This is a genomic window from Salinivibrio sp. YCSC6 (assembly GCF_004916735.1).
Classification (GTDB): domain Bacteria; phylum Pseudomonadota; class Gammaproteobacteria; order Enterobacterales; family Vibrionaceae; genus Salinivibrio; species Salinivibrio proteolyticus.
Genome location: NZ_CP039516.1, coordinates 294,431 through 309,213 on the forward strand (window position 1 = coordinate 294,431; position 14,783 = coordinate 309,213).

The following is a 14,783-nucleotide window of genomic DNA, read 5'->3' on the forward strand; positions in this document are numbered from 1 at the left end:
TGCCTGAGCACTATACACTAAGGTTTGAGTACCATCACGTGCACTGTCGCCCCTTCGAGCACTTTGGCGGCGACGGAGCCGAGCATCATCTTATTGACACGTGAACGTTTGTGGCTTGGCATCACGATGAGATCGCAGCCAATACGCTCGGCGGTTTTAATGATCCCCTTGTAAGGCTTTCCTTCCGCGATCGACACCTCACAGGCGATGGTTTTTGGCACGTATTTATCCGCAAAGCCTTGTAAGTTTCGCTTCATATCGCGTTTCATTTTGTTGGCGGCGTCTTCGGGGAAATAAGAGGCCACCATCGAATTATGAATGCCCGGCAGCACAGTCAGTAGGTGTATTTTTGCGCCAGATTGGCTGGCCAGCCAGACGGCATGATCGACGGCCTTGTCAGCAAAGCTCTCATCATTGAGGTCAACCGGAACCAAGATGTGTTTATACATAGCGATATCCTTTACGGTCTAAAAAAGAAAAGGGCACGCGGTCAAACACGTGCCCTTAACACTAGGCTTGGCGAATGCGACGGCGCTGATTCCAGCCGAGTAATGCCAAGAGCAACAAAGTTGGCACGAAGACCCATTCTTTCCATGGGCGGACATTGTCGACAGTCACGGCTTTGATTTGCCAATCAAAATCGATGCCTGCTTTGTCTGCATCACTGCCAAACTGAATCATATCTACCAAGAGTTTGCCATCTTCTTCACGGAGCATGAGGCCTGTGTCACTGACGCGTGCTTCGCCGCTTTCCAAGCTGTGATCGATGGGGAGCACGACATGTTTCGCTATCTGCTCGCCAAAGAAGTTTTCCCCTTCCACTTCAAGCTGTAATGGCTCGCCTTCAGGCAAGGTGCCTGCGATACGCACTAATTCAGTGCCCGGATAGCTGGTGGTCGGTGGGTATACTTCATCCCACCAAAAGCCAGGACGGAAGAGCGAGAAGGTGATCACTAGAAGCAGAGCAGTTTCCCACCATTTATTCTTAGTGAGCCACCACCCTTGTGTTGCGGCGGAAAAAGCCAGCATTGCGATGGTTGCCGACACCACGGTTAAGATCAGGTGAATAGGGCCTTCTAGGTCTAGCAACAACAACTGAGTGTTGAAAATAAACATAAACGGCAGGATGGCGGTACGGATGTCGTAGGTAAAGCCCTGCACACCGGTACGTATCGGGTCGGATTTAGCAATGGCCGCCGCGGCAAAGGCGGCCAAGCCGACCGGTGGCGTGTCATCGGCAAGGATACCAAAGTAGAACACGAACAAGTGTACCGCGATCAAGGGAATGATCAGCCCTTGTTGTGCGCCTAAGGTAACAATCACGGGCGCCATCAGCGTGGAGACCACGATATAGTTGGCGGTAGTCGGTAGACCCATCCCCAATAGCAAGCTGATGACCGCGGTAAACAGCAGCATCAGGAAGATGTTACCGCCGGAGATAAACTCGACAAAGTCCGTCATCACTAGACCGATGCCAGTGAGGGTGACGGTACCCACCACAATCCCCGCAGCTGCGGTGGCAACACCGATACCAATCATGTTACGCGCACCGGTCACAAAGGCTTCGGCCAGATCGACCACACCGTCGCGGATTTCTTCTTTAAAGTTGGTCCGTTGATTGAAGTAAGCAATCAGCGGGCGCTGGGTGAGAATGATAAAAATCATAAACACGGTCGCCCAAAATGCGGACAAACCCGGTGAGAAGCGTTCGACGGTCAAACACCAAACCAATACGCCAATAGGCAACAAATAGTACAAGCCAGAACGCACGGTTGGGCCTGGCTCCGGCACTTCGGACAAATCGGCGGCAGCAGGGTCTTCTGCCGCTTCGGATTTGTACTGAGCGGAATAGCGCACCAACAGCACATAAGCGATTAGTGTCAGCAGGCCAATGATAACGGTTGCCATGGCACCGAACACATCTTTGGTCCAACCGATACCGTAATAGACCGCAGCGCTGAGGACCAGTAAGCCCACAAACACGGTCATAAATGAGAACAGTTTTTGTAGCAAGGTGCTGGTGTGGCGGCGCGGTAGGCCCTGCATCCCAGCCTTACACGCTTCTAAGTGCACGATGTAAATTAGGGCAATGTAAGAGATCAGTGCAGGAAGCAGTGCGGCTTTAATCACCTCGACGTAGGAAATCCCCACGTATTCCACCATCAAGAATGCTGCTGCTCCCATAATGGGTGGGGTGAGCTGGCCATTGGTCGAGGCGGCTACCTCAACCGCGCCGGCTTTATGGCTTGGGAAACCCACACGTTTCATCAAGGGAATGGTAAAGGTCCCGGTAGTCACTACGTTGGCAATTGATGAACCCGAGACTAAACCGGACAGGCCGGACGCGACCACTGCGGCTTTGGCGGGGCCACCGCGCATGTGCCCGAGTAGTGAGAAGGCCACTTTAATGAAGTAGCCGCCAGCACCGGCACGATCGAGTAATGCCCCGAATAGGACAAACAGGAATACAAACGAGGTAGAGACGCCCAGCGCCACCCCGAAAACCCCTTCGGTGGTGAGCCACAGATGCGACATGGCTTTATTTAAGCTCGCCCCTTTGTGTGCGATCACATCCGGCATATAGGGACCGGCGAAGGTGTAGAGCAAGAATACACCGGCGACCACCATCAGTGGCGGGCCAAGTGCACGGCGGGTCGCCTCAAGCATCAACACCATACCAATGGCAGCGACCGTGATATCCACGTCGGTATAAGCGCCGGCGCGTCCAGCTAGATCATTATAAAATAAGAATAAATACCCTGCGGCAAAGCTTCCCGCTAAGGCGAATACCCAGTCGAGTAGGGGGATACGATCGCGGGGAGAGGTTTTTAATGCAGGATAAGCGGTGTAGGCCAAGAACATCGCGAAAGCGAGGTGAACGGCGCGAGCTTCGGTGTCATTGAGGACACCAAAATCGAGCATAAAGGGGAGAGGTGAGGCATACCATAGCTGAAACAGTGACCAAAAAAGTGGTACCAGCCATAAAATGCGTCCCGGCAGTCCATGAGGTGAGCGCGCACCTGTATCCGCTTGCGCGACCATGTCTTGCACATCAGGAGACGATTGACTTGTCTTCGTCATGCAGTTTGTCCTTATTATCATTTGCACCGCGAGAGCGGCAGCAATGTCCCGAGAAAAGGGTACTCTCTGTCACAAAGCATAGCCTGTAGACAATGACATCAGTGTCAACGATGAGTACCTAACCGTTAATTATAATGGGCCGATGGGTGGCCAATGCGTTAATCGATTGTTGGCGGTCAAACGCCGATAGTAACAGAGCGATAAAGAAAAATTAAAAGGATGTTATCGCTTTTGTGTGAAAAGGTGTGTAGCAAAGAGGGGAAAAGATAGACAGGCAGCGGAACCACGCTGCCTTATAAAAAGATTAGTAGTGGTATTCAAACAGGTCACAGACGGCTTCAAAAAGTGCCTCTGTGGTGGTGCCACGGGTTGGTGTGATAAAGATGGTGTCATCCCCAGCGACGGCGCCCAAAATCCCTTCTGCCTTGCCAAGAGAGTCCAGTAAACGGGCAATTAATTGTGCCGCGCCTGGACCAGTGTGAATGACGACAACCGCTTCGTTATAGTCGATTTCCATCACCAGCTCGCGCAATGCGCTGCCCGTGGTCGGCACGCCCAATTCGATAGGAAGGCAGTACACCATCTCCATCTTGGCATTTCGGGTACGTACAGCGCCGAACTTGGTCAACATGCGCGACACTTTCGACTGGTTAATGCCCTCAAATCCTTGAGCACGTAAGGCTTCCACGATCTCGCCCTGAGAACTGAACTTTTCTTCTTTGAGGATGGCTTTAAACGCCCGAACCAATTGGTCTTGTTTTTCTGAGTTACGCATGACGGCTGACTCGCAATGACAAACGAGTGGCTATTTTGCATATACATTCACCGAAGGGCAATTGCTGACCCCACAAATTGGCGACAGCATCACTGTTCCTAACTCGATTCACGCGATTTCAACGCAGCAAAAAGAAAAATGAGAGCTTTGGCTGATCATCACCGCTTGACGCTTGAGTGCACGCATAGGCGGGCATATGATGAGCCCACAGTTCGCACCATTACGTGGCGATTTGTGCCCGAACAGAAGCCGGACCGGATCCGGACTATAAGAAATATCGAAAGGAGAACGACATGAAAGTTGCTGTGATTGGCGCCGCGGGAGGCATTGGTCAGGCGTTAGCCCTACTGCTAAAAAATAACCTGCCAGCGGGTTCCGACTTGGCTCTGTACGATATCGCACCGGTTACCCCTGGGGTAGCTGTGGATTTAAGCCATATCCCAACCCCGGTTTCTATTAAAGGCTACAGCGGTGAAGACCCAACTCCAGCGCTGGAAGGCGCGGACGTGGTCTTGATTTCTGCTGGCGTCGCCCGTAAGCCTGGCATGGACCGCTCAGATCTGTTCAACGTAAACGCCGGTATTGTTAAGTCCTTGGCGGAAAAAATTGCCGATGTTTGCCCGAAAGCGTGTGTCGGTATTATCACCAACCCAGTGAACACGACAGTGGCGATTGCAGCGGATGTCCTCAAAGCCAAAGGCGTCTACGATAAAAACAAATTGTTCGGCGTCACCACCTTGGATGTGATTCGCTCTGAAACCTTTATTGGTGAGCTAAAAGGCATGGATCCTCGAGAGGTTTCCATTCCGGTGATCGGCGGTCACTCAGGCGTTACCATTTTGCCTTTGCTGTCTCAGGTGAAAGGAGTGAGCTTTACTGACGAAGAAGTCGCAGCACTTACGCCACGTATCCAAAATGCGGGCACAGAAGTTGTCGAAGCCAAAGCAGGTGGCGGCTCTGCGACCTTGTCGATGGGGCAAGCAGCTTGCCGTTTCGGCCTATCTCTAGTGCGCGCGCTACAAGGTGAGTCAAATGTGGTGGAGTGTGCCTACGTGGAAGGCGATGGTCAGCACGCGCGCTTCTTTGCCCAACCGGTGCGTCTGGGTAAAAACGGTGTGGAAGAGATCTTGAGCATCGGTGAGCTGAGCGCGTTTGAGCAAAAAGCTATGGACGATATGCTCGACACCTTGCGTAAAGACATTCAAATGGGTGAAGAATTCGCGGCGAAATAGCCCCTTCATCGATGAAAAAACGGCGCGATATGCGCCGTTTTTTATGCTTGCTTGTCGCTAAATAGCGATAGACGCTTGTGGTTACTTATTCCGGTTAACCGCCAATTTTGCCAACGCGACTAAGGCGGCCTTGTAATCCGAATCCGCTAAACCATCTAGGGCGCGAATCGCCTTTTCTGATTCTTGCTCTGCACGCTCACGGGTATAGGACAAGGAGCCACATTGGTCCATGCAGGCCAAAATCGTCTCGAGTTTGTCCCGTCCATTCCCTTTCTCAATGGCTTCGCGGATCATAGCCGATTGATGCTCAGTGCCGTGTTGCATCGCATGCAGCAGGGGGAGCGTCGGTTTCCCTTCGGCTAGATCATCGCCGGCATGCTTGCCCATTTCGTCATCCGCGCTGGTGTAGTCCATGACATCATCAATCAGCTGAAACGCCGTTCCCAAATAGCGGCCATAATCTTGGAAGGCTTTTTCTGTCTCCGGATCCGCGTCGTTGAGAATGGCCCCGACCTGGGTCGCTGCCTCAAAAAGACGTGCGGTTTTAGAGTAGATCACCTGCATGTAGCTCGCTTCGGTGGTATTTGGGTCGTTACAGTTCATTAACTGCAGCACTTCCCCTTCGGCAATCACATTGGTGGCCTCACTCATCAGATCCAATATCTTCAATGAGCGCAAACTGGTCATCATTTGGAATGAGCGGGTGTAGATGTAGTCGCCGACCAGCACACTAGCGGCATTACCGAACATGGCATTGGCCGTTGCATTGCCACGGCGTAAATCCGATTCATCGACCACATCATCATGAAGCAAGGTAGCGGTATGAATAAACTCAATAAACGCGGCCGCTGTGGTGTGCTTTTCACCTTGATACCCAAGGGCTCGCGCCGCAAGAACCGCCAACATAGGGCGTAAGCGTTTACCCCCGCTGTTTACGATGTAAAAGCCAAGTTGGTTAATAAGCGCGACGTCAGAATTGAGTTGAGCCAGTATTTTTTGATCGACCTGCGCCATGTCATCACTGATCAAGGCTTGGATTGATTTGAAATCCATGAATAAAATCCGGGCTTTGTCCTAGTTGCTTGCTTGCCGCCACAAAACTGCACGTTTCTACGACGTGATGGATGAAAGACGCATGACGTATCAGCGTTGGCGTACTTTCAGGGTCAGTATCGGCGCTAGCGCGGGTGTTTGAGGTATCAATGGTACACCAAATCACGTGCGACGAGATAGCTCTCAGGCCTGCAAAAAGTGTGGGAATCTATGCTGAGCAGCTTTTCACCAATTTTCTTGCGATCCCCTCTTGCCTCAAATCAATTTCTACCGTAGAATTCGCGCCCTATTGATGAATTATATGCGCACCCCTTACTGCTCAAATATTAAACGCAGTAGGCCGTGCGGAAATGCGGAGTAAACCATGTACGCAGTTTTCCAAAGTGGTGGTAAGCAACACCGAGTAAGCGAAGGCCAGACTATTCGCTTGGAAAAGCTAGACGTTGAAACTGGCGAAAGTGTTGAATTTGACAACGTGCTGCTAGTAGCAAACGGCGAAGACGTTAAAGTTGGCGCGCCATTTGTTAGTGGCGGTAAAGTAACAGCGGAAGTTGTTACCCACGGTCGTGGCGATAAAGTGAAAGTCGTCAAATTCCGTCGTCGTAAACATTCTCGCAAGCAAATGGGCCACCGTCAGTGGTTCACTGAAGTGAAAATCACTGGCATCAGCGCTTAAGAGTTAGGAGAGAGAAGAGATGGCACACAAAAAAGCTGGCGGTTCTACTAAAAACGGCCGCGATTCAGAAAGTAAACGTCTAGGTGTTAAGCGTTTCGGTGGTGAGTCTGTTCTAGCAGGTAACATCATCGTGCGTCAGCGTGGTACTAAATTCCACGCAGGTACTAACGTAGGTTGCGGTAAAGACCACACTCTATTCGCTTTGACCGACGGTAAAGTGAAGTTCGAGACTAAAGGTCCTCAGAACCGTAAATTCGTTACTATCGAAGCTGAATAAGTTTCAACGCCAAGCGAATTTTGAAGCCCTGCCACTTGGCGGGGCTTTTTATTGTGTCTGGTGATCCCTCGTCGAGCCGCCGCCAATCCACGGTAAGCAGAAAGTCAGCCAAGGCTGAAAATTGATCCTAAGATCGATAAGATCGCCACACACCAATCTGGGATAAGGCTAGCAGCCCGGGAACGAGATGTTTCTGGCCGCTGGTGCGGAGAAGTTAGCATGAAGTTTGTAGATGAAGCGATAATTCGCGTAGACGCGGGTGACGGCGGCAATGGTACCGTCAGCTTCCGACGTGAAAAGTATGTGCCCAAAGGGGGCCCAGATGGCGGCGACGGTGGCGATGGCGGTGATGTATACCTGCTCGCCGACGAGAACCTTAACACCCTGATTGATTACCAATTCGAGCGCTTTCATGCCGCAGGGCGTGGTGAAAATGGTCGCGGTGGTAACTGTACCGGAAAACGCGGTGATGATTTGGTGCTGAATGTGCCTGTTGGTACCCGTGCTGTCGATGAAGATACTGGTGAAGTGATTGCCGATTTGACCCAACATGGCATGAAAGTCATGGTGGCAAAAGGCGGCTTCCATGGGTTGGGTAATACCCGATTCAAATCATCCGTCAACCGCGCGCCACGCCAAAAAACCATGGGGACTAAAGGGGAAGTCCGTCAGCTGCGCCTAGAGCTGTTGCTCCTCGCCGATGTGGGCATGTTAGGCTTGCCGAATGCGGGTAAATCAACCTTTATTCGCGCGGTGTCGGCAGCTAAACCAAAGGTCGCTGATTACCCCTTTACCACCTTGGTGCCAAGCCTTGGCGTGGTCCGTGTCGCTGCCGATAAAAGCTTTGTTGTGGCGGATATTCCGGGCCTGATTGAAGGGGCTGCCGATGGCGCGGGACTGGGTATTCGCTTCTTGAAACACCTTGAGCGCTGCCGTGTCTTGTTGCACATGATTGATCTAATGCCTGTGGATGGTACCGATCCGGTCGACAATGCGTTTACCATCATTGATGAGTTAAACCAATACAGTGAGAAGCTGGCAGATAAGCCGCGTTGGTTGGTCTTTAACAAAGTCGACCTCATGCCAGAAGAGCAGGCGCAAGAGCAAATCGACCGTGTGTTAGAGGCGCTCGCGTGGGATGATAAATATTACGCGATCTCTGCGATCAACAAGGCGAACGTCCAGCCACTGATTTACGATCTGATGGGCTTTATTGATACCTTACCGGCACCGACGCCAGAGGTTGAACCAGAGGATGAAACGGTGGCCTTCAAGTGGGATGATTACCACGAGAAGAAACTCAATCAGTCGGACGATGACGACGATGATTGGGACGATTGGGATGAAGACGACTACGACGTCGAAATCATCTACAAGCCTTAATCTGACAACCGCTGCTCACGAGCAGCGGTTTTTTTATGCCTATCGTCGCCATGTTTGATCGCCGCTGTATTGGCTGAGCGCAGAAAAAGGTACGCTGCCCAATTCCGACAAGGAAATCGGAGGTGTTTTATTTGCATCAAAGATTTTAAGCAGTTATTCATCAATACTGCGACAGTAGATAAAGGCGAGAGGGATAGCGGGTGACGAGACGGTTAACCGAACCAGAACAGCGTGCGATTTCACGTTTGGTCATAGAAGTCGGGCAGCGACTTTTGCAACATGGTGCAGAGAGTAAACTGGTGAGCGATGTCAGCATTCGCTTGGGCAAAGCGTTGGGGCTAGACAGTGTCGAGCTCGCGCTATCAGCCAGTTCATTGGTGGTCACCACCTTGAACCGCGGCCATTGCATTACCACTGCGAGACAGTGCCCCGACCGCGGGATCAATATGCAGGTGGTAACGGATATTCAGCGCACGGTGATCCTCGCGGAAAAGGGCATTCTCGACGCGCCAGCGGTGCGTAAGCGTCTCACCCGCATCAAGCCTCATCGTTATCCTCCTTGGCTAGTGGTGGGCATGATAGGGCTTTCCTGTGCCGCGTTTAGCCGGTTGGCCGGTGGTGATGCGGTTATCTTTGCCTTAACCTTTGTCGCATCGGCGTGCGGCATGCGTGTGCGCCAACTACTTGCCCACCGTCAGTTTAATCCTTTGCTCACTTTTGCGCTTACCGCCATGGTGACCACCTTAATTTCAAGCGTGGGGACGGTGATGAATTGGGGCAATGAACCTTTTCTGATCATGGCATCGTCGGTGTTGATGTTGGTGCCGGGTTATCCGCTCATTAACGCGGTCTCTGACATGGTGAAAGGGTTTGTCGATATGGGGATTGCACGCTGGACCATGGCATCGTTACTGACCCTCGCCACCGCGCTCGGCATTGTCGGGGCGATGAACCTTGTCGGTGCATGGGGGTGGTTATGAGTTTGCTGCTTGCCCTATTGGAAGATATGTTTTTTGCCATGATCCCCGCGGTGGGGTTTGCTTTGGTCTTCAATGTGCCTGCCAAGGCGCTCAAATACTGCGCTTACGGCGGCGCGATTGGTCATGGGCTAAGGTTTGTGTTGATGGAGTCGGGTATGGCTATCGAGTGGGCGACGCTCGCGGGCGCTACCACCATCGGGTTTTTAGGGGTGTATTGGTCTCAGCGCTTTCTGGCCCATCCTAAGGTATTTACCGTCGCTGCCATCATTCCCATGATCCCCGGCGTTTACGCGTTTAAAGCGATGATCGCTTTGGTGACTATCAATAACCAAGGATACACGCCGGCCTTGTGGGCCAGCTTGATGGAGAATTTGATTAGCGCTGGGTTTATCTTGGCCGCATTAGCCATTGGCCTTGCGATGCCGGGGTTATTATTTTATCGTCGCCGACCAGTGATTTAATTCAATGAGGCCAGCGTAATGCGAGTCAGCTTAATTGCCGCAATGGCAAAAGACCGAGTAATTGGAAAAGATAACCAGATGCCTTGGCATTTGCCGGCTGATTTAGCGTGGTTTAAGCGCACCACCCTAGGGCTTCCTGTGGTGATGGGGCGTAAAACCTTTGAGTCGATTGGCCGCCCTTTACCAAAGCGTACCAATATTGTGATCAGCCGCGATCCTGACTATCAACCAGACGGCGTGACCGTGGTCGCTTCACCTGAGCAGGCGCTGGCCGCGGTGGGTGATGTGGCTGAGGTGATGGTGATTGGCGGTGGGACCATTTATGACGCGTTTTTGCCGCGCGCGGATCGCTTGTATCTCACCTTTATCGACACCCATGTTGAAGGCGATACTCGTTTCCCCGACTGGGGTGAAGGGTGGACGCAAGTGGCCAGTGAAACTCATGCACCGGACGAGAAAAACGCCCACCCACTGACTTTTACGGTTTGGGAGCGTGGTTAAGCACCGCCATTGAGCGCTGGTTGGGTAAAGCAAACCTTGTCTTCCCAACGCAGCAAGGTTAACTCACCGCCCCAAACACAGCCTGTATCCAGCCCGTATAAGCCGGGCTGGATGGTTCCCCCTAAAGCCGCCCAATGGCCAAACACAATCGCGTGTCCCAGTGGTTGTTGGCGCGCCACCTCAAACCAAGGGATGAGACCAGTGTCTGCCGCTTTCGCGGGAGGTAGCTTGCATTGCATATCGAGGCGACCATCGGGCCAGCAAAATCGCATCCGGGTCAAACTATTGATGATATAGCGGTAGCGAGGCAGGCCTTCCAGCGTTTCCTCCCAGTGATCGGGTTGATCCGCATACATATGTCGTAATAACCACGTTTGCTCATTGCTGTGCAGTATGGCTTCGACTTCACGCGCGCAGGCGACAGCCGTCGCTTTATCCCATTGTGGGCTAATCCCCGCGTGGGTCAGCAAAAAGCCACCGTCGTCTCGCGCTGATTCGTCGATTAACAGAGGCTGAGCCGCTAACCATTGAAGCAATGTTTCTCGGTCTGGCGCGTCGAGGATCGGTTGGGTACGGTCTTTGGGCTTGGCCGGTTTAATCCCGTGTGCAACGGCTAATAGATGCAGATCGTGGTTGCCAAGGACTATCTTGGCTGACGCGCCGAGCGCATGAAGATAGCGCAACACGGATAAGGAGTCCGGTCCGCGAGCGACCAAATCACCCGCGACATAGAGGGTATCGTGAGCGGGGGAGAAATCAACGCGCGCCAACAGCGCGCGCAGTTCTTGGTAACAACCTTGAATATCCCCGATAAGATAGGTAGCCATGTGTGGCCTCCTTGAGGGACGTTAGTGAAGAATGTTAGGGAGCGCGAGGCGGAACGGCTCAATTTCCACTTTAAACTGGTTATCGGCTTGATCTTGCATGGTATAGAAACCCTGCATCACGCCCACAGGCGTTTCAATGATGGTGCCACTGGTATAGGTATACTTTTCTCCCGCGGCAATACTGGGTTGCTCTCCCACCACCCCTTCGCCCTCAATCTCGAGCTCTTTACCGTTGGCATCTGTGATTAACCACTTGCGTCGCATCAACTGTGCGGGCGCATCACCTTGGTTTTTAATGGTGACGGTGTAAGAAAACACAAAGCGCTCGTTGTCCGGCTCGGATTGATCTTCGACGTATTGGGTCGCGATATTAATCTCGAATTGCGGGTTATCGGTGGCTTGCAAGTCAAGGCTCCTGTTTATTGTTGATGGTTGGCGCCCAGCCAGTTTGCCAAGTTGACAAACTGCTCCAGCGTCAAATGCTCCGGTCGCAAACTAGGGTCAATACCGAGCTCGGTCAGTGTGTCCACACTCACCAAGGATTTGAAACCGTTACGTATGGTTTTTCGGCGTTGGTTGAAGCCCTCACGACAAACGCGCTCTAACCATTGCATGCTCGTTGCAGGGTGCGGCAGCGTTTTGTGTGGGATGAGGCGAACCACAGCCGAGTCCACTTTAGGCGCAGGTTTAAACGCGCTGGGTGGGACTTCTAGTACCGGAATGACCTGACAGTAATATTGCGCCATAACGGTTAATCGACCGTACGCTTTGGTTCCTGGACCCGCCGCCAAGCGGTTTACCACTTCCTTTTGCAACATAAAGTGCATGTCTTGCACATGGCCTGCAAATGAAAACAGATGGAACATCAAAGGGGTCGAGACGTTGTAAGGCAGATTACCGAAAATCCGCAAAGGCCCTTGCTTGGCAAGCTCGGCAAAATCAAACTGCATCGCATCCGCTTCGTGAACGGTTAACTTGCTGGCCATAAATGGGTGGCTACGCAGGCGGGCGGCCAGATCGCGGTCAAGCTCGACCACGTTTAAATGATCCACTTGCTCGGTGACAGGCTCAGTCAATGCGCCCAGGCCCGGACCAATCTCAACCAGATTTTCACCGGATTGCGGATTGATGGCCGAAACAATGCCGTCAATGATGTAAGGGTCGTTTAGGAAGTTTTGTCCGAAACGTTTTCTGGCGCGGTGGCCTTGGTGGACTTTATCGCTCATGCTTTGCTATCTACTAATTCAATGGCGTGGGAGATGGCCGTCCGCAGGCTTCCTGTATCCGCCGTACCAGTACCTGCTAAATCCAGTGCGGTACCATGATCTACTGATGTTCTGATAAAAGGGAGACCCAAAGTGATATTCACTGAGCGCCCAAATCCTTTGAATTTTAACACAGGTAAGCCTTGGTCGTGATACATCGCCAGTACAGCATCGGCATCTTGCAGATATTTCTCTTGGAAAAGCGTATCAGCAGGGAGCGGTCCGACCAAGTCCATCCCTTGCTCGCGTAACTCGTCGAGTGCAGGTTCAATGATGTCAATTTCTTCGCGACCCAGACAGCCGTCTTCCCCAGCGTGCGGGTTGAGACCACAGATATAAATACGTGGCTGCTTGATGGCGAATTTCTCTTGCAAGTCTTGATGCAAAATCGCAATCACATCATGCAGACGCTCTCGGGTGATCGCTTTGGCGACGTAGGCGAGCGGGATATGGGTGGTCACGAGTGCGACACGCAAGCCTTCAGTGGCCAGCATCATCACGACCTGATTAACGTTCGCGTGTTGAGCAAAAAACTCAGTATGACCGCTAAATGAAACACCAGCACGGTTGATAATGCCTTTGTGAACGGGGCCAGTGACAATGGCAGCAAATTCACCGTTGAGATTCCCTTCAGCAGCGCGTGTCAGTGCTTCAAGCACGTAGCGGCCATTGGCTTCATCTAAGCGGCCCGCTACAACAGGCGCGCCGAGCGGTATATCTTCGACAATCAGCGTACCGGCTTGGTGTGGCGTGGCTGGCTGCGTGGCGTCGTAGTGCTCAAGCGTCACTGATAGACCAAGTGTCTTGGCGCGTTCTGCCAACATGTCTCGATTGGCCACCACCACCAGTTGGTGTGGCCAAGGATGTTGTGCCATCGCTAAAATTAAATCAGGGCCAATCCCCGCAGGCTCTCCCGGAGTGATGGCAATACGCTTAACGGTCATCGCCGAGTACCTCAACGTACGCACCGGCGCGTAACTCTTGCAACCATGCTTGTGCTTCTTCGTTAAACTTGCGGTTAAACAGCATACGATAGGCTCGGTTTTTCACCGCTGCATCGGTTTTATCCACTTCGCGACGGTCGGTGACTTCAACAATATGCCAGCCATGTACTGTTTTGAATGGCTCGCTGATCTGGCCTTGTGGAAGGGCATCCACTTTGGCTTTAAAGGCAGGGACATAGACATCTGTGGTTGACCAGCCTAAGTCACCCCCATTGACGGCCGAGCCAGGGTCATCACTGTACTGTTTAGCTAAATCGGCAAAACTCTGATCACCTCGTTTGATCTGGGCGATGATGTCATTCAGCTCTTTTTGCGCACCTTTGTCACTAAGGACGATTGATGGCTTAATCAAAATATGACGCGCTTTAACCTCAGTCACCGCGACGGTCTCGAGTCCTTCTACATCGGTGATTTTAAGAATATGGTAGCCCACACCACTGCGGAAGGGACCAATAATGGCACCTTTCCCTTGGTTACTGATCTGGTCGGCAAAGATGGTCGGCATTTCCTCTAAACGTAGCCAGCCCCAATCTCCCCCGTCGAGCGCTTTCGGCCCTTTCGAGTATGCCATGGCTAAATCGGCAACTTTTCCACCGTGGCGCAGTTTGTCGACAAGCTCAAATGCTTGCTTTTTCACGGCGTCGCGCGTGGCTTTATCCGCGTCATCATCCAGTTTTAGTTGGATGTGAGACAGCTTGTAGCGCACTTTTTGTAGTTGCTGTTCGTTCAGCTGCTTGGCCAAGGATTCGACTTCTTGAGGCAAAATGCTGATCCGACGACGCACTTGGGCATTGCGTGCTTCTGAAATGGTCAGCTCGCGGCGCACTTGTTCGCGGTATTGCGCCCAAGAGGTGCCTTGCGCGCTAACTTGTTTGCGCAGCTCATCGAGGCTCAGCGACTGTTCTTTGGCGATATTAGTAATTGCCTGTTGTAGCTGGCTATCGTCAATTTGAATGCCTAAACGCTTCGCTTCTTGTAATTGCAGCTCTTCGACAATTAAGCGTTCGCGCATTTGCTCTTCCAACACGGAGGCTGGTGGCAGTTGACGCTCATTTTGTTGTGCGTTCAGCGTCACGGTGCGACGCATGGCTTCCATATCACTGTTCAGCACGACCCCGTCGTTAACTACAGCGACCACGCGATCCAGCTCTTTGGGTGCTGCGTGGGAAAAAGGTGTAAGCAACACTAAAACGCCAGTGATGAGGGCGTGACTCCATTTGTTCATGCTTTGTCCACTTCTTTAAAAATCGTTCTACTGTCCAGACCAC

Annotated in this window: 16 protein-coding genes; 7 read left to right on the forward strand and 9 right to left on the reverse strand. The window is 52.2% G+C overall.

Annotated features, from left to right (window positions below; all coding sequences use genetic code 11):
• Positions 1–17: 17 nt before the first annotated feature.
• From E8E00_RS01335 to argR, 3 genes are all read right to left on the reverse strand, one after another.
• Positions 18–449, reverse strand: coding sequence for a universal stress protein (locus E8E00_RS01335; protein ID WP_069589614.1), 432 nt, complete (start codon positions 447–449; stop codon positions 18–20).
• 61 nt (positions 450–510) lie between these two features.
• On the reverse strand, positions 511–3,081 hold the full coding sequence (locus E8E00_RS01340; RefSeq protein WP_069589611.1) for a TRAP transporter permease: 2,571 nt from the start codon (positions 3,079–3,081) through the stop codon (positions 511–513).
• 304 nt (positions 3,082–3,385) lie between these two features.
• A complete protein-coding gene (argR, locus tag E8E00_RS01345; protein ID WP_069589610.1) occupies positions 3,386–3,856 on the reverse strand; it encodes a transcriptional regulator ArgR in 471 nt (156 codons plus the stop codon).
• Between the two features lie 293 nt (positions 3,857–4,149).
• On the opposite strand from argR, the gene mdh reads away from it, so the two are divergent.
• Entirely contained in the window at positions 4,150–5,088 is a 939-nt protein-coding gene (mdh, locus tag E8E00_RS01350; RefSeq protein WP_069589609.1) for a malate dehydrogenase, read from the forward strand.
• 81 nt (positions 5,089–5,169) lie between these two features.
• Here mdh and ispB read toward each other — a convergent pair whose 3' ends face one another.
• Positions 5,170–6,141, reverse strand: a complete 972-nt coding sequence (gene ispB / locus E8E00_RS01355) for an octaprenyl diphosphate synthase (protein WP_069589608.1) — start codon at positions 6,139–6,141, stop codon at positions 5,170–5,172.
• A gap of 364 nt (positions 6,142–6,505) precedes the next feature.
• On the opposite strand from ispB, the gene rplU reads away from it, so the two are divergent.
• The 6 genes from rplU to folA all read left to right on the forward strand — a co-directional run bounded on the left by rplU (position 6,506) and on the right by folA (position 10,419).
• A complete protein-coding gene (gene rplU, locus E8E00_RS01360) occupies positions 6,506–6,817 on the forward strand; it encodes a 50S ribosomal protein L21 (protein WP_069589607.1) in 312 nt (103 codons plus the stop codon).
• A 19-nt stretch (positions 6,818–6,836) separates the two neighbouring features.
• Positions 6,837–7,094, forward strand: coding sequence for a 50S ribosomal protein L27 (rpmA, locus tag E8E00_RS01365; protein ID WP_069589603.1), 258 nt, complete (start codon positions 6,837–6,839; stop codon positions 7,092–7,094).
• Positions 7,095–7,313: 219 nt separating this feature from the next.
• Positions 7,314–8,477 carry an Obg family GTPase CgtA gene (cgtA, locus tag E8E00_RS01370; protein WP_069589601.1) on the forward strand — a complete coding sequence of 388 codons (1,164 nt, stop codon included), beginning with the start codon at positions 7,314–7,316 and terminating at the stop codon, positions 8,475–8,477.
• A gap of 200 nt (positions 8,478–8,677) precedes the next feature.
• Positions 8,678–9,457, forward strand: a complete 780-nt coding sequence (locus E8E00_RS01375; protein ID WP_069589598.1) for a threonine/serine exporter ThrE family protein — start codon at positions 8,678–8,680, stop codon at positions 9,455–9,457.
• Positions 9,454–9,918 (forward strand): threonine/serine exporter family protein, encoded by a 465-nt coding sequence (locus E8E00_RS01380; protein WP_077455813.1) that lies wholly within the window; start codon positions 9,454–9,456, stop codon positions 9,916–9,918. The genes E8E00_RS01375 and E8E00_RS01380 overlap by 4 nt, the downstream gene beginning before the upstream one ends.
• Positions 9,919–9,936: 18 nt before the next feature.
• Positions 9,937–10,419, forward strand: coding sequence for a type 3 dihydrofolate reductase (gene folA / locus E8E00_RS01385; RefSeq protein ID WP_096630025.1), 483 nt, complete (start codon positions 9,937–9,939; stop codon positions 10,417–10,419).
• On the opposite strand, the gene apaH is transcribed toward folA, so the two are convergent.
• Genes apaH through surA form a run of 5 tightly spaced genes read right to left on the reverse strand, consistent with a single transcriptional unit; the run spans position 10,416 to position 14,740 of the window.
• On the reverse strand, positions 10,416–11,246 hold the full coding sequence (gene apaH, locus E8E00_RS01390; RefSeq protein ID WP_096630023.1) for a bis(5'-nucleosyl)-tetraphosphatase (symmetrical) ApaH: 831 nt from the start codon (positions 11,244–11,246) through the stop codon (positions 10,416–10,418). The two genes, folA and apaH, sit on opposite strands and share 4 nt — an antisense overlap.
• 21 nt (positions 11,247–11,267) lie before the next feature.
• Positions 11,268–11,651, reverse strand: a complete 384-nt coding sequence (apaG, locus tag E8E00_RS01395; protein WP_069589589.1) for a Co2+/Mg2+ efflux protein ApaG — start codon at positions 11,649–11,651, stop codon at positions 11,268–11,270.
• 14 nt (positions 11,652–11,665) lie between these two features.
• On the reverse strand, positions 11,666–12,472 hold the full coding sequence (rsmA, locus tag E8E00_RS01400) for a 16S rRNA (adenine(1518)-N(6)/adenine(1519)-N(6))-dimethyltransferase RsmA (RefSeq protein WP_096630020.1): 807 nt from the start codon (positions 12,470–12,472) through the stop codon (positions 11,666–11,668).
• Positions 12,469–13,455, reverse strand: a complete 987-nt coding sequence (gene pdxA / locus E8E00_RS01405) for a 4-hydroxythreonine-4-phosphate dehydrogenase PdxA (protein ID WP_096630017.1) — start codon at positions 13,453–13,455, stop codon at positions 12,469–12,471. The genes rsmA and pdxA overlap by 4 nt, the downstream gene beginning before the upstream one ends.
• Positions 13,445–14,740, reverse strand: coding sequence for a peptidylprolyl isomerase SurA (gene surA / locus E8E00_RS01410; protein ID WP_096630015.1), 1,296 nt, complete (start codon positions 14,738–14,740; stop codon positions 13,445–13,447). Before surA ends, pdxA begins: the two co-directional genes overlap by 11 nt.
• Positions 14,741–14,783: the final 43 nt, after the last annotated feature.